General features: G+C 68.9%; 21 protein-coding genes and 2 tRNA genes. 16 read left to right on the forward strand and 7 right to left on the reverse strand.

The window, feature by feature from the left end:
* Positions 1-33 precede the first annotated feature (33 nt).
* On the forward strand, positions 34-519 hold the full coding sequence (locus tag ACWEK3_RS27240) for a ribose-5-phosphate isomerase (protein WP_450546989.1): 486 nt from the start codon (positions 34-36) through the stop codon (positions 517-519).
* A gap of 287 nt (positions 520-806) precedes the next feature.
* Positions 807-1,628, forward strand: coding sequence for an Fpg/Nei family DNA glycosylase (locus tag ACWEK3_RS27245; protein WP_453250794.1), 822 nt, complete (start codon positions 807-809; stop codon positions 1,626-1,628).
* Positions 1,629-1,638: 10 nt separating this feature from the next.
* Here the strand turns inward: ACWEK3_RS27245 and ACWEK3_RS27250 are convergent, their stop codons facing one another.
* Positions 1,639-2,880: a GNAT family N-acetyltransferase gene (locus ACWEK3_RS27250; RefSeq protein WP_453250795.1), complete on the reverse strand. Its 1,242-nt coding sequence runs from the start codon at positions 2,878-2,880 to the stop codon at positions 1,639-1,641.
* Positions 2,881-3,042: 162 nt separating this feature from the next.
* Between ACWEK3_RS27250 and ACWEK3_RS27255 the strand changes: the two genes are divergently transcribed.
* On the forward strand, positions 3,043-4,221 hold the full coding sequence (locus ACWEK3_RS27255; protein WP_361408436.1) for a PP2C family protein-serine/threonine phosphatase: 1,179 nt from the start codon (positions 3,043-3,045) through the stop codon (positions 4,219-4,221).
* 42 nt (positions 4,222-4,263) lie between these two features.
* Positions 4,264-4,716 (forward strand): HD domain-containing protein, encoded by a 453-nt coding sequence (locus ACWEK3_RS27260; protein WP_450546993.1) that lies wholly within the window; start codon positions 4,264-4,266, stop codon positions 4,714-4,716.
* Here ACWEK3_RS27260 and ACWEK3_RS27265 read toward each other — a convergent pair.
* Positions 4,706-5,890 carry an acyltransferase family protein gene (locus ACWEK3_RS27265; RefSeq protein WP_450546992.1) on the reverse strand — a complete coding sequence of 395 codons (1,185 nt, stop codon included), beginning with the start codon at positions 5,888-5,890 and terminating at the stop codon, positions 4,706-4,708. The genes ACWEK3_RS27260 and ACWEK3_RS27265 overlap by 11 nt on opposite strands.
* Before the next feature lie 488 nt (positions 5,891-6,378).
* Between ACWEK3_RS27265 and ACWEK3_RS27270 the strand changes: the two genes are divergently transcribed.
* Both ACWEK3_RS27270 and ACWEK3_RS27275 read left to right on the forward strand, forming a co-directional pair.
* Complete coding sequence (locus ACWEK3_RS27270) at positions 6,379-6,573, forward strand: hypothetical protein (RefSeq protein WP_365417378.1); 195 nt, start codon at positions 6,379-6,381, stop codon at positions 6,571-6,573.
* A 573-nt stretch (positions 6,574-7,146) separates the two neighbouring features.
* Positions 7,147-7,608, forward strand: coding sequence for a YdbT family protein (locus tag ACWEK3_RS27275; protein WP_390876560.1), 462 nt, complete (start codon positions 7,147-7,149; stop codon positions 7,606-7,608).
* 386 nt (positions 7,609-7,994) lie between these two features.
* On the opposite strand, the gene ACWEK3_RS27280 is transcribed toward ACWEK3_RS27275, so the two are convergent.
* The 3 genes from ACWEK3_RS27280 to ACWEK3_RS27290 form a co-directional block, all read right to left on the reverse strand.
* The gene (locus ACWEK3_RS27280; RefSeq protein WP_453250796.1) at positions 7,995-8,393 is read right to left on the reverse strand and encodes a hypothetical protein; all 399 of its coding nucleotides are present in this window, start codon (positions 8,391-8,393) and stop codon (positions 7,995-7,997) included.
* Positions 8,394-8,808: 415 nt separating this feature from the next.
* Entirely contained in the window at positions 8,809-10,041 is a 1,233-nt protein-coding gene (locus ACWEK3_RS27285; RefSeq protein ID WP_384427084.1) for an XRE family transcriptional regulator, read from the reverse strand.
* A gap of 155 nt (positions 10,042-10,196) precedes the next feature.
* Positions 10,197-10,562, reverse strand: coding sequence for a GntR family transcriptional regulator (locus ACWEK3_RS27290; RefSeq protein WP_453250797.1), 366 nt, complete (start codon positions 10,560-10,562; stop codon positions 10,197-10,199).
* Positions 10,563-10,739: 177 nt separating this feature from the next.
* Between ACWEK3_RS27290 and ACWEK3_RS27295 the strand changes: the two genes are divergently transcribed.
* The 4 genes from ACWEK3_RS27295 to ACWEK3_RS27310 are packed head-to-tail and all read left to right on the forward strand — an operon-like array spanning position 10,740 to position 13,853.
* A complete protein-coding gene (locus tag ACWEK3_RS27295) occupies positions 10,740-11,084 on the forward strand; it encodes a hypothetical protein (RefSeq protein WP_453250798.1) in 345 nt (114 codons plus the stop codon).
* Complete coding sequence (gene repSA / locus ACWEK3_RS27300) at positions 11,081-12,505, forward strand: replication initiator protein RepSA (RefSeq protein ID WP_453250799.1); 1,425 nt, start codon at positions 11,081-11,083, stop codon at positions 12,503-12,505. Before ACWEK3_RS27295 ends, repSA begins: the two co-directional genes overlap by 4 nt.
* Positions 12,506-12,507: 2 nt before the next feature.
* A complete protein-coding gene (locus ACWEK3_RS27305; protein ID WP_390872757.1) occupies positions 12,508-12,717 on the forward strand; it encodes an excisionase family DNA-binding protein in 210 nt (69 codons plus the stop codon).
* The gene (locus tag ACWEK3_RS27310) at positions 12,717-13,853 is read left to right on the forward strand and encodes a tyrosine-type recombinase/integrase (protein WP_453250800.1); all 1,137 of its coding nucleotides are present in this window, start codon (positions 12,717-12,719) and stop codon (positions 13,851-13,853) included. The genes ACWEK3_RS27305 and ACWEK3_RS27310 overlap by 1 nt, the downstream gene beginning before the upstream one ends.
* 69 nt (positions 13,854-13,922) lie before the next feature.
* On the opposite strand, the gene ACWEK3_RS27315 is transcribed toward ACWEK3_RS27310, so the two are convergent.
* A tRNA-Gly gene (locus ACWEK3_RS27315) sits at positions 13,923-13,993 on the reverse strand.
* A gap of 176 nt (positions 13,994-14,169) precedes the next feature.
* Between ACWEK3_RS27315 and ACWEK3_RS27320 the strand changes: the two genes are divergently transcribed.
* The 5 genes from ACWEK3_RS27320 (at position 14,170) to clpX (ending at position 18,929) form a co-directional block, all read left to right on the forward strand.
* Positions 14,170-14,246, forward strand: a tRNA-Pro gene (locus ACWEK3_RS27320).
* Between the two features lie 193 nt (positions 14,247-14,439).
* Complete coding sequence (tig, locus tag ACWEK3_RS27325) at positions 14,440-15,816, forward strand: trigger factor (protein WP_384429820.1); 1,377 nt, start codon at positions 14,440-14,442, stop codon at positions 15,814-15,816.
* Positions 15,817-16,064: 248 nt separating this feature from the next.
* Positions 16,065-16,670: an ATP-dependent Clp protease proteolytic subunit gene (locus ACWEK3_RS27330; RefSeq protein ID WP_376542533.1), complete on the forward strand. Its 606-nt coding sequence runs from the start codon at positions 16,065-16,067 to the stop codon at positions 16,668-16,670.
* A 132-nt stretch (positions 16,671-16,802) separates the two neighbouring features.
* Positions 16,803-17,483, forward strand: coding sequence for an ATP-dependent Clp protease proteolytic subunit (locus tag ACWEK3_RS27335; RefSeq protein WP_326802452.1), 681 nt, complete (start codon positions 16,803-16,805; stop codon positions 17,481-17,483).
* A gap of 159 nt (positions 17,484-17,642) precedes the next feature.
* Complete coding sequence (gene clpX, locus ACWEK3_RS27340; protein WP_100566838.1) at positions 17,643-18,929, forward strand: ATP-dependent Clp protease ATP-binding subunit ClpX; 1,287 nt, start codon at positions 17,643-17,645, stop codon at positions 18,927-18,929.
* 85 nt (positions 18,930-19,014) lie between these two features.
* Here clpX and ACWEK3_RS27345 read toward each other — a convergent pair whose 3' ends face one another.
* A complete protein-coding gene (locus ACWEK3_RS27345; protein ID WP_450547442.1) occupies positions 19,015-20,001 on the reverse strand; it encodes a hypothetical protein in 987 nt (328 codons plus the stop codon).
* Between the two features lie 137 nt (positions 20,002-20,138).
* Here ACWEK3_RS27345 and ACWEK3_RS27350 point away from each other — a divergent pair, with 137 nt between their 5' ends.
* Positions 20,139-22,769, forward strand: a complete 2,631-nt coding sequence (locus tag ACWEK3_RS27350; RefSeq protein WP_453250801.1) for a valine--tRNA ligase — start codon at positions 20,139-20,141, stop codon at positions 22,767-22,769.
* The last annotated feature ends 98 nt before the right edge of the window (positions 22,770-22,867 follow it).

The following is a 22,867-nucleotide window of genomic DNA, read 5'->3' on the forward strand; positions in this document are numbered from 1 at the left end:
GCCGCGCGCATTCCGCCATGTCACACTCGGACCATGCGCGTGTATCTCGGCTCCGACCATGCGGGCTTCGAACTCAAGAACCACCTCGTCGAGTGGCTCAAGACGGCGGGCCACGAGCCCGTCGACTGCGGACCGCACATCTACGACGCCCAGGACGACTACCCGCCCTTCTGCCTGCGCGCCGCGGAGCGCACGGCCGCGGACCCCGACTCCCTCGGCATCGTGATCGGCGGCTCCGGCAACGGCGAGCAGATCGCGGCGAACAAGGTCAAGGGCGTGCGCGCGGCCCTCGCCTGGAGCGAGGAGACGGCCTCCCTCGGCCGCCAGCACAACAACGCGAACGTCGTCGCGGTGGGCGCGCGCATGCACACCACGGAGGAGGCGACGAAGTTCGTCGAGACCTTCCTCGGCACCCCCTTCTCCGGCGACGAGCGCCACATCCGCCGCATCGACATGCTCACGGCCTACGAATCGACGGGTGACCTCCCCCCGATCCCGGCCCACCACCCCCAGCAGTAACGGCCTCACCGTCCAAGGCACGGCGCCCCGAGGGGAGCCGTGCCGCCACCTTGCGGGCCGGCTCAGTCCTCGATCCCGGCCGAGTCCTGCCAGGGGTGCAGGGGACGGAGCCCCCGGGGGGGGCTGGGGCGCAGCCCCGGGCTCGGCACCCCTTCACCCACCGAGACGGGCGAGTGGGTGGGGAACGGGGTCCGGGGGAAGCCCCGTCCGGGGCGTAGCCCCAGGCCGGCGCCCCTCCACCCACCGAGTCGGGCGGGTGGGCAAAGAACCGCAAGAAGGGACACCCCGTGCCAGAGGGGCACACCATCCACCGCCTCGCACAGGACTACGCCGCCCACTTCTCAGGCCGACAGGCCCACGTCACCAGCCCCCAGGGCAAGTTCTCCGCCTCCGCCACCCTCCTCACCGGAGCGGAGCTCACTCGCACGGAAGCCCACGGCAAACACCTCTTCCTCCGCTTCCGCGACAGCGACTGGATCCACATCCACCTCGGCCTCTTCGGCAAGGTCACCTTCGGCGACGCTCCCGCACCTCCGCCCACGGACACCGTCCGCCTCCGCCTCGCCAACGCCACCTCGTACGTCGACCTGCGCGGCCCCACCACCTGCGCCCTGATCACCGACGCCGAGAAGCAGGCCGTGCACGACCGCCTCGGCCCCGACCCCCTGCGCCCCGACGCCGACCCGGACCGGGCCTTCGCCCGCATACGCCGCAGCCGTACGACCATCGCCGCCCTGCTGATGGACCAGAAGGTCGTCGCGGGCGTCGGCAACGTCTACCGCGCCGAGGTCCTCTTCCGGTACCGCGTCGACCCCTACCGCCCCGGCAGGGACCTGACCCCGGCCGAGTGGGACGCCATCTGGGCCGACCTCGTCGTCCTCATGCGCGAGGGCGTCCGCAACAACCGCATCGACACCGTCCGCCCCGAGCACACCCCCGAGGCCATGGGCCGCCCGCCCCGCGTCGACGACCACGGTGGCGAGGTCTACGTCTACCGCCGTACCGCCCTGCCCTGCCACATCTGCGGCATGGACATCCGCACAGCCGACCTCGCCGCCCGCAACCTCTTCTGGTGCCCCACCTGCCAGCAGCCCGCGAAGGTGGGATGAGACGCCCGTCTCAGAACCCGTGCGGCAGCCACGGCGCCACCGCCGAGCCGAACGCCACCGACGCCTCGGACAGCGCCCCGCGTCGCAGCTCCCGTATCCGCCCGGCCGCCGCCAGCCCGGACAGCGGCACGCCACCGAGGTATGCCGCCCCCAACTCCCGTACGGACAAGGAGAGTTCCGCCGCGTCCGTGGTCCGCTCGCAGGACGCCCCCTTGGCGTCCCCGGTCAGCCGCCACCGTCCGGCGTTCCAGGGGCAGAATTCGTCCGCCACCTCCAACACCACGTCCACCGGCGTCTGGTAGGTCCGCGCGGCGAGCGCCGCGCCCACGTCCACGAGCCGTACGCACAGCACGTCCCGCAGCCGCGGCCGGCACCGCCGGATGTCGGACACCAGGTACTGCCAGGCGTCGTCGACCGGCCGCTCCCGCAGGATCAGCGTCGAGGTCAGGTCGATGCCGAACAGGAAGCGCCACAGGGCCGCGTCGCTCTCCGGGTCCAGCGCGGCCAGGTCGGTCAGGAGCACCGTGCCCTCGGGCCCGCCGACGCCCCAGCCGGGCTTGACGCGATAGCGGGCGTACCCCGTGACCTCGCCCGCCCGCTCGGCGACCACGCACTGCAGCGGCGAGGCGCCGTCCCGCGCGCTCTCCGGGTCGAGCAGCGCCAGCCGTTCCCAGCCGGGCTGCCGGGCCAGCATCCCGGGCCGGCCGGGCACCAGCCGCGCGTACACCGCCTCGCAGTCGTCCAGCACCTCGGCGGGCGCCGCGTACCGCAGGCGTATGCCGTCCGTGCCGGCCGGGACCGTCAGACCGGCCCGGTCGGTGTCGATCTCGGCGCTGAGCTGGAAGGTCGCCGCGCCGTACCCGAAGCGGCCGTAGATCGCCGGCTCGGAGGCGGTCAGCACCGCCAGCGGCTCGCCCCAGGAGCGCACGTCGTCCAGCTGCCGCCGCATCATCGACGTCAGCACACCGCGCCGCCGGTGGGTGGCGGCCACGCTCACCATCGTGATGCCGGCCGCCGGCAGCGAGTCGCCGCCCGGCACGGTGATCCGGAAGCGGAACGCCCCCGCCGTGCCCACGCACACGTCCCCGTCCCAGACACCCAGGGAACGGTCCGGCTCGGTGAGGGAGTTCCAGGCCTCCCGCTCCTCGGCCGGCTCCGGGACCCCTCCGAAGGCGCGGATCAGGTTGTCGTACCAGCGGTCCCACTCGTCCCGCCGCAGCACCCTCGGCTCGGTCGCACGCTCAGTCGCCATGCGCCATGCCTACCAGCGCGCCCCAGAACAAGCGAACGAATTTCGCCCAGGTGGCAGCGAGACGGCCGCCGGTGAAGTTCACTGTGAATCCGAGCCTCGGACGGGGGACAAGTGGGACCTCCCGTGCCAAGCGTCAGGTCCGATGGATAGGGTCCCCAACTAATGGCAGCAGGACGACAGCGGCGCGCGGAAGCCGAGACGTTCACGGCCCGGTTGAAGATGCAGTGGCACCGGGCCCGCGTCGGCGTGCGCAGAGCCGCCGTCGACTACTTCCGCGGGGACGGCTCGGACTGGATCGCGCTCGGCGGTCTGCTGCTGACCATCCCGCTGATCCTGGTGCTGACGCTCGCCAACTCGGTGTGGTTCTCCCCGGTCGCGCTGGTGCTGCCCATCGTCGCCGGCGGGCTGCTGCTGCGCCCGGCGAGCCTGCTCGGCCTGTACGCCGCCGCGGCCACGGCGCTGATCGTGGAGTCGGTGCGGCTGGGACCGTACACCGAGGGCCCGTCCAGGGTGACCCCGGGCGTGGTGCTCGTGGTCGCCGCCTGCGGCTTCTTCGGGCTGATCATCGCCCAGTTCCGCAGCCGGGTCGGCGTGCCCTGGCGGCGCGGTGGCACCATGCTGTTCGACCTGCGCGAACGCATCCGCGTCCAGAGCAAGCTGCCGCACCTGCCCGGCAGCTGGCACCACGAGATGGCGCTGCGCCCGGCCGGCGGTCAGTCCTTCTCCGGTGACTTCGTGGTCGCCGCCCGTACGAACGGCGGCCGCACCCTGGAGGTCGTGCTCACGGACGTGTCCGGCAAGGGCATGGACGCGGGCTCGCGGGCGCTGCTGCTGTCGGGCGCGTTCGGCGGTCTGCTCGGCAGCCTGCCCCCGCACGCGTTCCTGCCCGCCGCCAACGGCTACCTGCTGCGCCAGGACTGGGACGAGGGCTTCGCGACCTCCATCCATCTGGTGCTGGACCTGGACTCGGGCGACTACGAGCTGTACTCCGCTGGGCACCCGCCGGGCCTCCAGCTCAGCGCGGGCAGCGGCCGCTGGGAGGAGAAGGCCGCCGAGGGCCCGCTCCTCGGCGTCTACGACGGCGCCCAGTTCGACCCGGTCAAGGGTTCCCTGCGTGCCGGAGACGTCCTGATGCTGTTCACCGACGGCCTGGTGGAGACGTCCGACCGCGACATCGTCGAGGGCATCGACCGCCTCACCGGCGAGGCCGACCGCTATGTCGCCGGCGGCTTCCACGGCGCCGCCTGGCACCTGATCGAAGCGGTGGCGAAGGACGTCAACGACGACCGCGCGCTGCTCCTGATCTGCCGCGAGGGCCCGACGGCCCTGGCGGCACGCTGACACACTGGACGGGTGACCGACACGCCTGGCACCCCGCGCACCATGTCCCCGGCCGAGGTCGAGACCGCCGCCCGGGCGGCTCACCAGGGTCAGACCGACAAGGCGGGCCGGCCCTACGCCGAGCACCTGCGGGCCGTCGCCGAGGGTGTACGGGCCCGGGGCGGCGACGGCGAGCAGATCGCGGCGGCCTGGCTGCACGACTCCGTGGAGGACGGCGTCCTGTCCGAAGGGTGGCTGCGCGAGGCCGCGCTGAGCCGCCGTACGAAGGACATCGTGCTGGCGGTCACCAAGCGGGCGGGGGAGGAACCGGAGGCGTACGCGCGGCGGATCCTCGCCACGCCCGGCGCGCTCCTGGTGAAGGAGGCGGACCTGGCGCACAACGCCGACCCGGTCCGCCTCGCGGTCCTCGACGAGGCCACCCGCACCCGGCTGACCGGGAAGTACGCACGGATGCGCGCACTTCTCGGGCTCCCGGCCGGTCCTCTCAGGCGCTGACCGAGCCGGCCTTCTCCCACTGCGGCCGCCGAGCCTCCCGGCGCTCGCGGGCCTGATCGCCCGCGTCCTGCCGGAAGGCCCACTTCATCTCGGGCTCCATGACGCAGCGGAAGACCCGCCGCACGGGGCGCGTGCACAACAGGGTGATGACCGTCGCCGCCAGGACGGTGACGAGGATCTCGCCGAGCGGACGGTGCAGCCAGGCGTGGTCGAACCAGCCCTGGAAGCCGGCGCCCTTGATGACGAAGCCGTGCAGCAGATAGCCGTACAGCGTGCCCGCGCCGAGCGCCGTGAACCACATCCGCCGACCCGGCACCCAGGCGAAGAAGCAGGCGGTCAGCACCACCGAGCAGCCGAACAGCGCCAGCGTCATCACTGGGCCCGCCCACCAGGGCGCGCCCAGATCCTGCGCGGCGTCACGGTGGTAGAACCAGGAGGTGTGCATCCGCGGCGCCGCCCACCAGGCGGTGACCAGCGCCGCCGCGAACACCGGCACCGCCGCGATCCGCACCGAACGGCGGCGCACCAGCCGGAAGTGCTCGGCCTTCATCGACAGCCCCAGCACGAAGAACGGCAGGAACTGCAGCACCCGCTGAAGGTCCAGGTCGTTGCCTATGGCCGAGCTGGCCGACGCCAGCATGGCGATGACCAGCGCGAGCGGCAGCGGCCGGCGGACCAGTTTCCAAATGGGGGCGGTCAGTCGCCAGATGAACAGGGCGCACAGGAACCAGGTCAGGTACCAGGGGTCGAGGAGACTGATGTCCTGTTCGGGGCTGTGGCCGGCGTAGCGCTTGAAGAGGGAGAGAGCGGTCTCGAAGACGATGTACGGAACCGCGACACCGGTGATCAGCCGCTTGAGCCGGTCGGGCCGGGCGTCGAAACTGCGCGAGAAGTAGCCGGAGATGATGATGAAGGCCGGCATGTGGAAGGTGTACACGAACATGTACAGGCTTCGCAGGACGCGGCTGTCGTCCATGAGCGGCGCCCAGGAGTGACCCGCTGCCACCAGCACGATCGCCAGGTATTTGGCGTTGTCGAAGAACGCGTCGCGCTGTGTGGCCGGTCTTTCGCCCGACTCGTCCGACCGGCGCGGACTCGGCACTCCGGGGGCCGGTGGCTGTGCCGGAGGGAGCGGTGTTCTGTTCTGACCGGGGGACGAGGCAGCGTGGAACATCTGAGGCACCCTAGTGTTGTCCGCGGGGTTCCGTAAAAGCGCCGACGTCATACGCCGGTTATTCGCTGCGGCTACCCGGGATTTGACGAAGTCGGCATGCCTTCAAGGGTGATGGTCGACACATCTCACGTGCCCTTCGTGCGGGCAGTCGCACCCCCAATGTCCGGACTCATCCTGATGAGTTGGCGCACGGGTTCACGTTCTGGGCGACGATTCGAATTCCTTGCGAAAATAATGTGCAGGCGTGTAAAAGATCTCGCCGAATTCCCTGCGGAGGCGGTGCGCCGAACGGCGCCGAATTGCCGTACGGATCAAGGTCGGAGAAGCGCCCTGTCCCAAGGGGCGCGGTCCCCGGAGCGAGTGGCGTGGCCGATGATGTGTCAGCCGCCGCATAGGGAAGCCGGGTTGGTGGCACGATGGTTCCAGCGGGGTGCGCGGGGCTGGCGTCCGCGGGCCGGGAGAGCGACCGACCGAGGGTGTGATCAGTTGTGGCCATTTCACTGTCAGTGGTGCTGATGTTGGCGATCATCCTGGTGGTGCTGCTCCGAGGGGGCTCCATCAAGGCGGGCCCGGCCATCGTCGCCATACTCTTCGGCTTCTTCCTCGCCTCCACCGGAATGGCGCCGTCCATCAACCGCTTCCTGAACTCGATAGCGCACACGATCAACTCGATCAGCTTCTGACGGCCAGGTGACGTGCCGCTGACCCTGCGGGATGGGGCGCGAGCCATCCGTGTTCGTGGAAACGGGTCAGGGCCAGGTCGGAGGATTGATCCTCCGACCTGGCCCTGAGCCGTACAGAGCGGGCGACGGGAATCGAACCCGCGTAGCCAGTTTGGAAGAGTGCGTATGCGGATCCGTGCTGACCTGGCGCGATGTTGACCTGCGCGAACGCAGGCGGCTCGCTGTTGTTCCCCGTAGCTCCCCGTTGGTCGCTGACCGTTCGGGCACGGAAGGGGCACAGCACCTCAGGCTGCGAAAGTTCCTCAGTTCCTCTCGGCGCAGGCGTCAGTTTCGTCACTCTCAAGATCCACGGCCACAGCAAGTGGCCAGACCAGTTCTCCATAGCGCTTGCTCAGCTTCCGAGAGTAGGCAGATGGACAGCGGGCCCCTGGTCCGCCATGCTGCCTTGGCGATGATGGGCTACCACTGGCTGCATTGTGTGAGGGGCGGGGATCGATGGAGCAATCGCAGGTCACAGCTATACCGCCGGAGCGCATCCGGTACCGGTTGACGCGCCTCCAACGCTTGCTGCCCATGCTGTCCGGCATCATCGTCATGGCCTCCCAGGTCTTGTTCTGGTTGGACGGGGGACCGTCTGGTCCTGTACTGGTCTCAGGACTGACGTGGGGTGTCCTGCTGGCCGTGGTGCTGATCACCTCGCGGCTCTTCGGGGTCACTCTCACGCCATCGGCGGCCATCGTGCATAACCTCCGCCGCCGGACCATCCCCTGGTCGAACGTCCAAGCCATCCAGATCGAGTCTCTCTTCGGAAGCCGCACCGTCGTGATCTACGAAGCAGGCGGCCGCCGTACCCGCCTGCGGGCGCCGACCACCGCGTTCCTCAGCTGGGATCGCAGCTTCGAGGAGAAGTTCCACACCATCGGTAGGTGGTGGCTGGATCACCGCGGACCGGACTGGGCTCCTGTCCCGCCGCCGGGGGCGCAGTGGGGTGGGCCACCGGTGTCCAACGGGAACCCTTACGCCCCTCCTGCGTAGTCAGCAGCTGATCCACGCACCCTCCGGGCGGTGGATCCTCAATGGTTGGGGCAAGCCCCGGGCGCCGTCCATAGGTTGGAACAGCGCCTGTGCCGGACGCAGACTTGAAGATCTGACCTCATCCTTATCAGGTCGATCACAGGGGACCGTCGACGTCGGTCAACCGGGCCTGCGCCTCGGCCGATCGTCCACTGAGGTCCGGCGCCGACCGTTGCCGTTCGCGCTTGTTGGTGTCAGCCGCTGGTGTCAGCCGCCCCACGTGGTCTTGACAAGCGGCTTTTCTCTGCGTCTTGGAGCACCAGTTTGGAAGAGTCCGGTTGCGCGCTCCCCTCGATACAGGCACGCAACGGGTACGCGGCCGGGGTTTCTCTCGGCGCTGCGCCACTTCAGCAGGACTCGTCAATCAGCAGCAGGATTCGTCCATCCTCCGAGGCGAACTTGAAGGCGCAGTAGAGCGGTTCCTTCGGCCATTCGGGACCTTCGACCTTGCCGCCGGGACCCTCGTAGCGTCGGCTGGCCGTCTCCCAGACTGCGGCGCGCTGCTCGGCGGGCACATCCTCCAGCTGAGTGCTGCCTCCGCGTCCCAACACCATGAGGTCGGCACTGATCGCGAGTCGTCGGGCGACTCGTACATCCAGTTCTTTTCCGGTCAGGTGCCAGGTACCCCCGGCCCAATCGTCGATCACGCCGCTGTTCACGACGGAGAGCCAGACCTCATGGGTGCTCCCGGGGTCCAGAGAGTCCATGATCTCTTTGAAGGTTGCACGATGCTCGCCCTTGGCCATGGACCTAGTCTGGACTGTATCCATGGCCAAGGGCGGGTTGGTTCCCTAAGGACCCCATTGCTGCACCCGCTTCCTTCCTCTACCCACCACCCGCCCCAGCTCTCATCCCGTCCGCCGTCGACCCACACACCGTGGAGCGGGCGTGGTTCAGGGCGTCAAGGTGGAGCGCGCCACTGTACGAACGACCTTGACGCCCTGGGCCGCGTCTGCTCGGCTCTGCCTGGGTCGATGGCGGACGGGATGGGAGCTCCCCGCGCACACCACTACGGACCCGCAGTCGGGGACGGCGCCCCCGCCATCCCGGTGCCGGCCGATCCCCCGCCGGAGGCACTGTTCTGACTTCGGCTGTGCCGTCTCAGTCCAGCCCCGGCCTGGTCTTCGCCCCTTGATGAGGTAGAGAAACCTGTAACGGGCTCTAGCTTGCGCGGCTTAGCGCGTTCAGGTGATCGAGGTATTCACGGCCAGTCGGCTCGGCAGCGAAGTCCCGATTGACGATGGCTGCAAGCTCGCGGCTGACCATGAGCAGGGACGGCAGAGACTGCCGGTCGCCCTTCAAGGCCCACTCGCCGTAGTTCACCGCCTGGTCCAAGTCGCCTTGCCGCGCTGCGACCACACCGAGGGTGATCCTCGCCTCGGCCATTCGCATCGGCGATCGCTCGGATCCATCGAAGTCGGTGCCTGCCCTGATCACCTCGTGGGCGAGGTTCTCGGCGAACCGGTCCTCTCCGAGCAGTCGGTAGCAGTCCATGGCGTAGAAGTCGAACTTTGCCGGGTCCACCACGAAGTGGTGATCGAGGTTCTCGGGATAGGGCATCCCTTCGAGCAGCTTTCGGCCTCGGTCCAGCGCCACCTCGGTCTGTCGGCGGTCGCCCAGCCGCGCCCATCCCTTCGCCTCCTGGGCGGCGAGTTGTACGGCTACGCCATGCGTGGGAGCCGCCCCCGTACCGGCCTGCGAGGCAGCGAGGATGCCCCGGTAGTCACCCGTGGTCAGTGCGAACCAAGCTCGCATCTCGTGAGCCCAACCGGAGATCTCTGCGGTACCGGCCTCATGAGCTAAAGACAGGGCCGCCTTCCGCGTGCTCTCGGCTGCGGCCCGGTCACCCATGTCGTACTCGACGCAGCCGATCAGGAGCGCAAGCCACCCGGACAGGGTGAGGACTTCGCGGTGCTGTGCGAGCGTGAGCCGCTGGGACTGAAGTCCGGCGACCCGCTTGAGCCACTGCCTACCCTCGGCGGCGAGTTGAGCGCTTGGCAGATATGGGTACTCGGAGCACAGCCGGTCCGTCGTGATCCGGAGCGCGTCAAGCGTGGCGTTGTCGACGTCGGATGCCTGCAACCTGCTGATGATGTCGAGCGTCTCCATGCCGCTGATGGCCGCGATCTCGGCGTTACCGTCTCGCTGTCCGGCTACCGGGAAGATCGCGTGAGTGACGGTGCCGAAGGTGGCGGCGATGATCGGCTTGTAGAAGTCGCTCGGCATGACCTCACCTGACTCCCAGCGCTTCCACTGCCGCACCATGCTGGAGCCTTCTGGCAGAGCCTTCGGTGCGTGCGCCCGCAGCGCGGCCACCACTTCGGCCTGCGACCACTGCCGGGCTTCGCGCTCTGAGGAAAGCCGTCGCGCCCATGCTGGCCGTTCGTCACTCATGTGCTGCCCTCCCGTCGGGTGCTTGCCTCCGAGTCTGGCATCCAGAGAGCTGGTGACACGGGGGGTGACAGGGGGTTGGCACCAGGGCTGTCCCCCGGTGACACCACGCCTGTCCCTAGTACATCCATGGCCCGCCGCGCATGGTGGATCACCAGTCAGGCACTGCTCGGGGACTGAGCGCGCTTCTCCAACTCAGCTACTCGGGCAGCAAGTTGCTGAATCTCGGAGTGGATTGCATTGATCTCATCTCGGTTAACCGGCCCGCCGGCATTCTGCCCGGCTTCGCCAGCACTCGGCGGAGACTGCACGAAGTACCCCCGAGTCGGAACCGAGACGATCACGCCCTCGTCTGCAAGCACCTTCAGCGCGTTGCCTGCCGTCACGGTGGTCACCTTGAATCGGTCGGCCAGCTCGCGCAGTGAAGCGAGCCGATGCCCGGGCGGTAGCGCTGCGATCTCTTCGCGCAAGGCGTCGGCGATCTGCACTTTCTTGGGCCTGGGGTCGTGGGCTTCAACTGTCATGCGCCGAGAGTACCGAGCTTGCCGACATAGCACACCCTATGCCGCACTACCTCTTGCGATCTAGTCTGCTATATAGCAAGGTATGTCATGCGGCTGAGCCGCAGATGACCCGGAGGACGGCGCCCTACCGCCAAGCAAGCCGCCGCCCTCCTTCGTCCCATGAAGGGAAGTTCCATCATGACTGGAACCCTTGAGGTTCTGCACATCGCACGTCCGGTCGAGGATGACGAGCAGTGCTCGGACTGCGTCGGCTCGCTGGTGACCGTGGACAGCGGAGAGCTGTCGGGTCTGCCGGGTGCGCTGGTGCCCTGCATCTGCGTGCCGTCCTTCGGCGGCCGGTGGGAGTGGTGCACTGAGCCGTCCGGCATCCCGTGCGCGTGCTGGATGGCGCGCTGGCCGTTCAACGGCGGTCACACCGGGCTCGTGCCGCTGACCCCGGACGAGTTCGACGACGACGGTCCCCTGTACCGGCCGTGCGCGCTCCACGCGGTGGCCCGTGCCTCGCTGGCGGTGGCCGGATGACGGTGTTCCCCGTCGCCCCGGAGGCCGTGGCTGGTGCTGCGGCCTCCTTGGGTGCCGACCCGCTGACCCTCGCCGATCTGCTGCGGGTGGCGAACGCTCCGGGCTTCGACCGCTGGCAAGAGCAGATCAAGCGCACGGGCGGATGCTCCAACCCCATCCACCTGGTGGGCCAGACGGTCACCCGCGACGCTCGCACGGGTGACGTGCTGTACTCCTACTCGACCGAGCATGAGCCGGGCGGACGGCTCCGGGTGGCCTGCGGCAACCGGCGGGCCTCTCGCTGCCCCTCGTGCGCCTGGACCTACGCCGGGGACGTCTACCACCTGATCCGTGCCGGGATCACCGGAGATCCCCGCATGGGCATTTCGGGGGAGATCCGCCAGCACCCCGGCGTGTTCGCCACCCTCACCGCCCCCTCGTTCGGCCCCGTCCACAACCGTCCCGAGTCCGGGCGCTGCCGCTGCGGCACCCAGCATGCCGAGGATGATCCTGCGCTCGGCACGGCTCTCGACCTGGAGCGGTACGACTACGCGGGGGCGGTGCTGTGGAACAACCATGCCGGGGACCTGTGGCGGCGCTTCACGATCTACCTGCGCCGCGAGGTCGCCGCCCGTGCGGGCCTGACCCAGACGGCCATGCGGGAGGTGTGCCGGGTCTCCTTCGGCAAGGTCGCCGAGTTCCAGAAACGCGGGGCCGTGCACTTCCATGCCGTGGTGCGCCTGGACGGGCCGGACGGGTCCGACTCCCCGCCCCCGGCGTGGGCGACGGTCGCCCTCCTGGATGCCGCGATCCGGGCCGCCGCCGCTCGGGTGGCTGTGCCGGTGCCGTCCGCCGGCACTTTCCCCGCGCGGGTCCTGCGCTGGGGCGCGCAAGTCGACGTGCAGGCCATCGGCGGCATGGACGGAGTCGAGCTGACCGACGGGGCAGTCGCCTCCTACGTCGCCAAGTACGCCACCAAAGCGGCCGAGACGACCGAGACGGTAGACCGCCGGATCGGGGAGCTCTCCGAGCTGGACAAGCTGAACATGCCCGCGCACACCCGCCGCCTGATCGAAGCGTGCTGGGTGCTCGATGACGCCTACCCGGATCGGCTGCTGTGGCGCTGGGCGCACATGCTCGGCTTCCGCGGCCACTTCATGACCAAGTCGCGGGCCTACTCCACGACGCTGACCGAGCGGCGCCAGGTGCGCGCCGACTACCGCGCCCGGCAGGAACGCCGCGAGCGCGGGCTTCCTGAAGACCTCGACGACACGGAGGGCACCACGCTCACCCTCGCCCACTGGGCCTACGCCGGACAGGGCCACACCCCCGGCGAATCTTGGCTCGCAGCATCGATTGCCCGCGACATCCGCCTGAACCGCGAGACAGCGCGCGAAGCACTGGCCGACTGGCCCGAGCCTGACACCGAGGGGGAGTGGTGACCATGGATCGGCTCCTGAGCGTGCAGGAAGTCGCAGAAGTCCTCGGCACAACCGTTCGCTTCCCTCGGCGCTTGATCGAGGAACGCCGGATCTCCTTCGTGAAGGTGGGCCGACACGTCCGCATCCCGGAGAGTGTCGTACGGGAGTTCATCTCCGCAAACACCGTGGAACCGCATCGGCGTGCTCCGCGCCTCCGGGGGGTGGCTGCCTGATGGCTGGCAAACGTCGGCAGTTCGGCCGGGTCCGCAAGCTCCCGTCCGGTCGCTACCAGGCTCGCTACGTCGGTCCGGATGGGCTGCTGCGCCCTGCTCCGGACACGTTCCGCACCAAGAGGGAAGCGGACGCGTGGCTTGCCGACAAGCAAACCGAGATGCGGCGCGGTGACTGGCACAGCCCGGACGCCGGGAAGGTGCTGTTCGCTTCGTACGCCGCTGCGTGGGTCAAGGAACGGGAGTTGACGGTGAGGACGCGTCAGCTCTACGAATCGCTGCTCCGCCTCCACCTGGAGCCCACCTTCGGGAGCGTCAACGTGGCTGAGATCTCGCCCCCGTTCGTGCGGCGCTGGCGTGCCGACAAGTTGACCGCCGGCACAGGTCCCACCACGGTTGCAAAGGCATACGCCTTGCTGCGCGCCATCTTGGCGACGGCCGTGTCCGATCAGGTGATCAGACGAAACCCCTGCCAGATCAAGGGCGCCAGCACCGTGCACACCCCGGAGCGTCCGACCGCCACTGTGCAGGAGGTGTACGACCTTGCCGACGCCGTCCAGCCCCGTTACCGGGCGCTGGTCCTCATGGCCGGCTTCCTCGGGCTGCGCTGGGGTGAACTCGTCGGCCTGCACCGCCGTGACCTCGACCTCGACCACGGCGCCGTGCGTGTCCGTCGTGCCGTCGCCGAACTCGATAACGGGCAACGCGAGATCAAGGCGCCCAAGAGCGCTGCGGGCAAGCGGACGGTGTCCATTCCCGCCGCGATCGTCCCGGACATCCGCGATCACCTCGCGCGGTACGCCGAACCAGGCACGGACGGGCGGGTGTTCGTCGGCGCTAAGGGGGCGACTCCTCGGCGGAACCACTTCAACCGGGTGTGGCGGAAGGCGTGCAGCGACGTCGGGATCAAGAGCCTGCACTTCCATGATCTTCGACACACGGGCAACACCCTCGCGGCCTCGACCGGGGCAAGCACGCGAGAGCTGATGGCGCGTATGGGCCACAGCACCGCGCGGGCCGCGTTGATCTACCAGCACGCCAGCGCCGACCGTGACCGGTTGATCGCTGACGCGCTGAGCGGCCTCGTCGACAAGGGCCGGCGGAACCGCGAGGGGCACACGGGGGACACGGCGGACTGATCGCGACCCCCGGAAACGACCAGGGCCAGGCGGAGGAAACATCCTCCGACCTGGCCCTCAGCCGTACAGAGCGGGCGACGGGAATCGAACCCGCGTAGCCAGTTTGGAAGACTGGGGCTCTACCATTGAGCTACGCCCGCACACAAGGCGCCGCTGGTCGGCCGACCGCGGCACACAAGGCATCGTAGCGGGTCGTGCGCCGTCGACGCACACTCCGTTCCCCCGAGGTCGCCGTTCGCGCCCGGCGCGCTCCCGGTGGTCGTGGAATGCGGCGTCCGCACTGCCTGCGGGCATGTACCCTACCTGTCGCACCAGACGGGGTGTGGCGCAGCTTGGTAGCGCGTCCGCTTTGGGAGCGGAAGGCCGTGGGTTCAAATCCCGCCACCCCGACCATCCGCCGGCCGCCGGTCGGCGTCACCACGCGTGATCGCCTTTGGGGGCGCGGAGTGGCTGCGGTTACTATGCAAACTGCGCGCCCGTGTGTCCGGTCCTGCTGGGCCTGCGAACTCCTCCGGGCGGGTCGAAATCCGCCGGACCCATCAGGCCCCGGCAGAATCCAAGCAGTCAGCCACAAGGAGACCGAACCGTGAAGAGCGCCGTGGAGACCCTGAACCCGACCCGGGTTCGGCTCACTGTCGAGGTGCCCTTCGAGGAGCTCAAGGACAGCCTCGACGCGGCGTACAAGAAGATCAACCAGCAGGTCACGGTGAAGGGCTTCCGCAAGGGCAAGATCCCGGCCCGCGTCATCGACCAGCGGTTCGGCCGCGGTGCGGTTCTGGAGGAGGCCGTCAACGACGCGCTGCCGAAGTTCTACACCGAGGCGGTCAACGAGGCGGAGCTGAACCCGCTGGGCCAGCCCGAGGTCGACATCACCGAGCTGAAGGACGGCGAGACGCTGAACTTCACCGCCGAGGTCGACGTCCGCCCGGCCGTCGAGATCCCGGACTACTCCGGCATCGAGGTCGAGGTCGACGCCATCGAGGTCGCGGACGAGGACGTCGACAAGGCCGTCGAGCAGCTGCGCGAGCGCTTCGCCTCGACGAGCCCGGTCGAGCGCGCCGCCGAGGACGGCGACGTGGTCACCATCGACCTGGAGGCCAAGGTCGACGGCGAGGTGCTCGAGGACGGCGTTGCCAACGGCGTCTCCTACACCATCGGCTCCGGCGAGCTGCTGGACGGCATCGACGACGCCGTGAAGGGCCTGGAGGCCGGTGGCGAGGCCACCTTCACCTCCGAGCTCAAGGGCGGCTCCGCGGCCGGCAAGGAGGCCGAGGTCTCCGTCAAGGTCACCCAGGTCGCCGCGCGCGAACTGCCCGAGCTGGACGACGACTTCGCGCAGCTCGCCTCGGAGTTCGACACCCTCGAGGAGCTGCGCGCGGACAGCCGCAAGCGCCTGGAGAACATGAAGCAGTACGACCAGGCCACGCAGGCCCAGGAGCGCGTCCTGGACAAGCTGCTCGAGCTGGTCGAGGTCCCGGTCCCCGAGAAGCTGCTCGAGGACGAGATCAACACCCGCAAGCACAACCTGGAGCACCACCAGCTCGGCCAGATGGGCCTCACCCTCGACAAGTACCTGGAGATCCAGGGCAAGACCGCCGAGGAGTTCGAGACCGAGACCCGCGACGCCGCGGTCAAGGGCATCAAGACCCAGTTCGTCCTCGACGAGCTGGTCAAGACGGAGAAGCTCAACGTCAACCAGGAGGAGCTCACCGAGCACCTCATGCGGCGCGCCGCCTCCTCCGGCATGTCCCCCGACCAGTTCGCGCAGGCGGTCGTCGAGCAGAACCAGGTTCCGCTGCTGGTCGGCGAGGTCGCCCGCGGCAAGGCCCTGGCCGTCGTGGTCGAGGCCGCGACCGTGAAGGACACCAACGGCGAGATCGTCGACCTGGACGACGAAGAGGACGAGGCGGAGACCGCCGACGCCGCCGCCGAGGGCGAGGGCGAGGAGAAGGCCGAGGCCTGATCCGTACGGCATACGGATGCGCGCGGCGGACGGGCCCCGGGTACGTTGGTGACCTGGGGCCCGTCCGCTTTTTCCGAAGGCCGCGCGCTACGCCCCCGGCGAACACTCCCCTCAGCGGGATTCGCCGACGGGAGCCGCGCGTTAGGGTCCATGAGTACGGGGGCAGGGGAGTCCCCAGCCCCTGGCAGGAACACGTGAGACGGCCCGGCGCCGTCGTAAGACGAGCAGGTGGATACGTGACGAATCTGATGCCCTCCGCCGCCGGCGAGCCTTCCATCGGTGGTGGCCTCGGCGACCAGGTCTACAACCGGCTGCTCAACGAGCGGATCATCTTCCTCGGCCAGCCGGTCGACGACGACATCGCGAACAAGATCACCGCACAGCTGCTGCTCCTTGCCGCGGACCCGGACAAGGACATCTACCTGTACATCAACAGCCCCGGCGGCTCGATCACGGCCGGCATGGCGATCTACGACACCATGCAGTACATCAAGAACGACGTGGTGACCATCGCCATGGGCCTCGCGGCCTCGATGGGCCAGTTCCTGCTCAGCGCGGGCACCCCCGGCAAGCGCTTCGCGCTGCCGAACGCCGAGATCCTGATCCACCAGCCCTCCGCCGGTCTGGCCGGCTCGGCCTCGGACATCAAGATTCACGCCGAGCGGCTGCTGCACACCAAGAAGCGCATGGCCGAGCTGACCTCCTTCCACACCGGCCAGTCGGTCGAGCAGATCACCCGCGACTCCGACCGCGACCGCTGGTTCGACGCCCCCGAGGCCAAGGAGTACGGCCTCATCGACGACGTCATCACCTCGGCCGCCGGCATGCCGGGCGGTGGCGGCACCGGGGCCTGAGCCGCTCCCACGGGGGCCCACGAGGCCCCCTGAGCCGCTCCTGCGGAGTTCCCGGCCCCGTGCGGGCGTCCGAGACCTCCGCGCAGCCCAGCCAGCCCCAGCCGACCGCCCAGCCCCTTTCCAGGAGACACCGTGAACGACTTCCCCGGCAGCGGCCTCTACGACCGTACGCGTGCCGAGTACACCGGCCCCACGGCCGAGTCCCGTTATGTCATCCCGCGCTTCGTGGAGCGCACCTCCCAGGGCATCCGCGAGTACGACCCGTACGCGAAGCTCTTCGAGGAGCGCGTGATCTTCCTCGGCGTCCAGATCGACGACGCCTCCGCCAACGACGTCATGGCGCAGTTGCTGTGCCTGGAGTCGATGGACCCCGACCGGGACATCTCGGTCTACATCAACAGCCCCGGCGGTTCCTTCACGGCGCTGACGGCCATCTACGACACGATGCAGTTCGTGAAGCCCGACATCCAGACCGTGTGCATGGGCCAGGCGGCCTCCGCCGCCGCCATCCTGCTGGCCGCCGGCACGCCGGGCAAGCGCATGGCGCTGCCCAACGCCCGGGTGCTGATCCACCAGCCGTACAGCGAGACCGGCCGCGGCCAGGTCTCCGACCTGGAGATCGCCGCCAACGAGATCCTCCGGATGCGTGCGCAGCTGGAGGAGATGCTGGCCAAGCACTCCACCACGCCGATCGAGAAGATCCGTGAGGACATCGAGCGCGACAAGATCCTCACGGCCGAGGAGGCGCTGTCGTACGGGCTGATCGACCAGATCATCTCGACCCGGAAGATGAACAACGCGTCCGTCCGCTGACGGGAGGCAGTATCGTCTGCCACTCCTTGGCACGGTGCACGTCAAAGCGAACCGTGCCAAGGGGGGCCCGAACGAGGGGCCCGGCAAGGTACCGTCGACATAAGGCAGCACCAGGAGCCGCTGGACGTAGGCGTCTCCCAGGCGAAGGGGAAGCACACCGTGGCACGCATCGGTGACGGCGGCGATCTGCTCAAGTGCTCGTTCTGCGGCAAGAGCCAGAAGCAGGTCAAGAAGCTCATCGCAGGGCCCGGTGTGTACATCTGCGACGAGTGCATCGATCTCTGCAACGAGATCATCGAGGAGGAGCTCGCGGAGACCAGCGAGGTGCGCTGGGAGGAGCTGCCCAAGCCCCGCGAGATCTACGAGTTCCTGGACGGGTACGTCGTCGGCCAGGAGGCCGCGAAGAAAGCCCTGTCCGTCGCGGTGTACAACCACTACAAGCGCGTCCAGGCCGGCGAGAACGGCGGCGCGCAGGGCCGGGACGACGGCATCGAGCTCGCCAAGTCCAACATCCTTCTGCTGGGCCCCACGGGCTCCGGCAAGACCCTGCTGGCCCAGACGCTGGCCCGCATGCTGAACGTCCCGTTCGCCATCGCCGACGCCACGGCGCTGACGGAGGCGGGATACGTGGGCGAGGACGTCGAGAACATCCTGCTGAAGCTGATCCAGGCGGCCGACTACGACGTCAAGAAGGCCGAGACCGGGATCATCTACATCGACGAGATCGACAAGGTCGCGCGGAAGAGTGAAAACCCGTCCATCACGCGGGACGTGTCGGGCGAGGGCGTCCAGCAGGCCCTGCTGAAGATCCTCGAGGGGACCACGGCCTCGGTTCCGCCCCAGGGCGGCCGCAAGCACCCCCACCAGGAGTTCATCCAGATCGACACGACGAACGTCCTGTTCATCGTGGGCGGTGCCTTCGCGGGCCTGGAGAAGATCATCGAGGGCCGGGCGGGTGCCAAGGGCATCGGCTTCGGCGCGACGATCCGCTCCAAGCGGGAGCTGGAGACCAAGGACCAGTTCGAGGACGTCATGCCGGAGGACCTGGTCAAGTTCGGCATGATCCCGGAGTTCATCGGCCGCCTGCCGGTGATCACCTCGGTCCACAACCTGGACCGCGAGGCGCTCCTGAAGATCCTGGTCGAACCGCGCAACGCCCTGGTCAAGCAGTACCAGCGGCTGTTCGAACTCGACGGCGTGGAGCTGGACTTCGAGCGCGAGGCCCTGGAGGCCATCGCCGACCAGGCCATCCTCCGCCAGACCGGCGCCCGCGGCCTGCGCGCCATCATGGAGGAGGTGCTCCAGGGCGTGATGTACGAGGTCCCGTCCCGCAAGGACGTGGCCCGCGTGGTCATCACGGCCGACGTGGTCCTCTCCAACGTCAACCCGACCCTGATCCCGCGCGACGCGCGCGGCCGCGGTCCGGGCGAGCAGAAGACGGCGTAACCGCCGCCGCGGGAACGAGGCCGCCGCGCACGAGGAAGGGCCCCGGTCGACCGACCGGGGCCCTTCCTCGTGCGTCAGGCCGGCGTCAGACCTTGACGCGTACGTCCTTGCGGAGCTTGGCCGTGGTCGCGGCCGCGTCCTCGAGGCTGCTCGCCTTGCCGGTCATGGCGGATGCGAAGTCGACCGCCATCACCAGTCCGAGGGTGCTGTGGTCACCCCAGATGCAGACCGGCATCGTCATGTCCTTGGGGCCGCCGGCCGTGCTGCCCGACGTGCCCAGGCCGACCTTGATCTCCTGGCACTTGAGGACGGCGCCGTCCAGGCCGCTCGGGCTGTACGCCTTCGGGCTGCCGAGGAGCTCTCCGCCGTCACTCTTGTCCTTCTCGGCGTTCTTCTTCATGTCCGCGAACATGTTGTCGACGGCCTTCTCGGGGTCGTCGATCTTGCCGTAGACGCCGCCGAAGGTGACCTGCTTCAGAGCAAGCGGGTTGCTCTTGTCCCCGGACTGGTAATTGGCGTTGACGTCCTTCGGGCTCTTCACGCCCCAGCTCTCGGCGTCCTTCAGGTCCGACTTGGACATGCCGTCGTTCCCGGAGCCTTCGGCCTTCTTGTACTGGCCGTCGAGAACCGTCGCCGGCGTGATCAGCTTGTGCGGGCCGTCGTCCGCGACGCTGGAGCCGCCGCCCCCGCTCGTCAGGAAGTACACACCCGCCGCGATCACCGCGATCACCACGACGACCGCCACCACGCCGATGATCAGGCCCGTCTTCTTGCCGCCGCCGGAGGCTGGGGGCTGCGGGAAGCCGCCCTGGGGCGGCTGCTGGCCGTACGGGGGCTGCTGTCCATAGGGAGGCTGTTGGCCGTAGGGGCCCTGCTGGGGCGGGACGCCCGGGGCCTGCTGCGGGTAGCCGTAACCGGGCTGCGGCTGGGCGGGAGGGGCCTGCTGGGGGTAGCCGTAGCCGGGCTGGGCGGGCGGTCCCTGCGGCGGCTGCTGGCCGTAGGGGCCCGGCTGGCCGTACGGCCCGGGCTGCTGGGGCTGCCCGCCGTACGGGCCCGGCTGGTTGTTGCTCATTTCCTGGGTTCCCCTCCAGATGCTTATGTGTCCCTGACATCCTGGCCCAGGTGCGGCGGTGCCATGTCGTCGGGGTCGCCACCGTTACGAAACAAATGCGGTTCGGGACAGCGCCGTGACGCCTCTAAACTGACCCCGTGACCGAAAACGCTCAGCAGCAGCCACCAGCGCCCGACACCGAACTGCCGACCCAGTACGCGCCGGCCGACGTAGAGGGGCCGCTGTACGAGCGCTGGGTAGAGCGGGGTTACTTCGAGGCGGACGAGAAGAGCGACAAGCCGCCGTTCACCGTCGTCATCCCGCCGCCGAACGTCACCGGCTCGCTCCACCTGGGGCACGCCTTCGAGCACACGCTCATCGACGCCCTCACGCGCCGCAAGCGCATGCAGGGTCACGAGACGCTGTGGCAGCCCGGCATGGACCACGCCGGCATCGCCACCCAGAACGTCGTCGAGCGCGAACTCGGCAAGGAGGGCAAGTCCCGGCACGACCTCGGCCGCGAGGCCTTCGTCGACCGCGTCTGGCAGTGGAAGAACGAGTCCGGCGGGCAGATCTCCGGCCAGATGCGCCGCCTCGGCGACGGCGTCGCCTGGTCGCGTGAGCGCTTCACCATGGACGAAGGGCTGTCGCAGGCCGTTCAGACCATCTTCAAGCGGCTCTACGACGACGAACTCATCTACCGCGCCGAGCGCATCATCAACTGGTGCCCCCGGTGCCTGACCGCCATCTCCGACATCGAGGTCGAGTACCAGGACGACGACGGCGAGCTCGTCTCGATGAAGTACGGCGACGGGGACGACACCATCGTCGTGGCCACCACCCGTGCCGAGACCATGCTCGGTGACACCGCCGTCGCCGTTCACCCCGACGACGAGCGCTACCGCCACCTTGTCGGCAAGCTCATCAAGCTGCCGCTCACCGACCGTTCGATCCCGGTCGTCGCGGACGAGCACGTCGACCCCGAGTTCGGCACCGGCGCCGTCAAGGTCACCCCGGCCCACGACCCGAACGACTTCGAGATCGGCCGGCGTCACGACCTGCCCGCCATCACCGTGATGGACGAGCACGCCGTCATCACCGTCCACGGCCCCTTCCAGGGCCTGGACCGCTTCGAGGCCCGCTCCGCCATCGTCGGCGCGCTGCGCGCCGAGGGCCGGATCGTCGCCGAGAAGCGCCCGTACGTCCACTCCGTCGGCCACTGCTCGCGCTGCAAGACCACTGTCGAGCCGCGCCTGTCCATGCAGTGGTGGGTCAAGGTCGGTCCGCTGGCCAAGGCCGCCGGCGACGCCGTCCGGGACGGCCGCGTCAAGATCCATCCGCAGGAGATGGAGAAGCGGTACTTCGACTGGGTCGACAACCTCCACGACTGGTGCATCTCGCGGCAGTTGTGGTGGGGCCACCGCATCCCCGTCTGGTATGGGCCGAACGGCGAGGTCGTCTGCGTCGGACCCGACGAGCAGCCGCCCGGCACCGAGGCCGAGGGCTGGAAGCAGGACACCGACGTCCTCGACACCTGGTTCTCCTCCGGCCTGTGGCCGTTCTCCACCCTCGGCTGGCCCGAGCAGACCGAGAGCCTCGCGAAGTTCTACCCGAACTCCGTCCTGGTCACCGGCTACGACATCCTCTTCTTCTGGGTCGCCCGGATGATGATGTTCGGCCTGTACGCGATGGACGGCACCCCGCCGTTCCACACCATCGCCCTGCACGGCATGGTCCGCGACCAGTTCGGCAAGAAGATGTCGAAGTCCTTCGGCAACGCGGTCAATCCGCTGGACTGGATGGACAAGTACGGCTCCGACGCCCTCCGGTTCACCCTGGCCCGCGGCGCCAACCCCGGTGTCGACGTGCCGATCGGCGAGGACTGGGTCCAGGGCTCGCGCAACTTCGCCAACAAGATCTGGAACGCCACCCGTTTCGCGCTGATGAACGGCGCGACGGTGGACGGACCGCTGCCGGACGCCTCGAAGATGTCGGCGACCGACCGCTGGATCCTGTCCCGGCTGAACTCGGTCGTCACCGAAGTCGACGCGTACTACGAGGACTTCCAGTTCGCCAAGCTGTCGGACACGCTGTTCCACTTCGCCTGGGACGAGGTCTTCGACTGGTATGTCGAGCTGTCCAAGACGACGTTCCAGGCGGGCGGAGAGCCGGCCGAGGTCTCCAAGCGCGTCCTGGGTGAGGTCCTGGACGTCACGCTGAAGCTGCTGCACCCGGTGGTCCCGTTCGTCACGGAGACGCTGTGGACGACGCTGACGGGCGGTGAGTCCGCCGTCATCGCCGAGTGGCCGACCGACAGCGGCTTCCGGGACGCGGCCGCCGAGCGGGAGATCGAGACCCTCCAGTCCGTGATCACCGAGGTGCGCCGGTTCCGCGCCGACCAGGGGCTCCAGCCGGGCCAGCGCGTCCCGGCCCGCCTGGTCCTTGACGGTACGGCGCTGGCCACGCACGAGCCGGCCATCCGGCAGCTCCTGCGGCTCCAGCCGGAGGGCGACGGCTTCACCGCCACGGCGACGCTGCCGGTCGCGGGTGTCGAGGTCGCGCTGGACCTGTCCGGGGTGATCGACGTCGCCGCGGAGCGCAAGCGGCTGGCGAAGGATCTGGCGGCCGCGGAGAAGGAGAAGGCCCAGGCGAACGGCAAGCTCGGCAACGAGGCGTTCCTGGCGAAGGCGCCCGACCACGTGGTCGAGAAGATCCGTACGCGGCTGGCCAAGGCCGAGGAGGACATCACACGGATCGCGGCACAGCTGGAGCGGCTGCCGCAGGGCTAGCGCCAAGGCCGTGAAGTTTGTGGCTGGGCCAGGCTGTCAAGGGCTTGCGAGTACGAGGATGTTGATACTCGTGGTGGCTTTGTAGCTGGTCCGGTCGA

It is taken from the genome of Streptomyces sp. NPDC004721 (assembly GCF_053601495.1).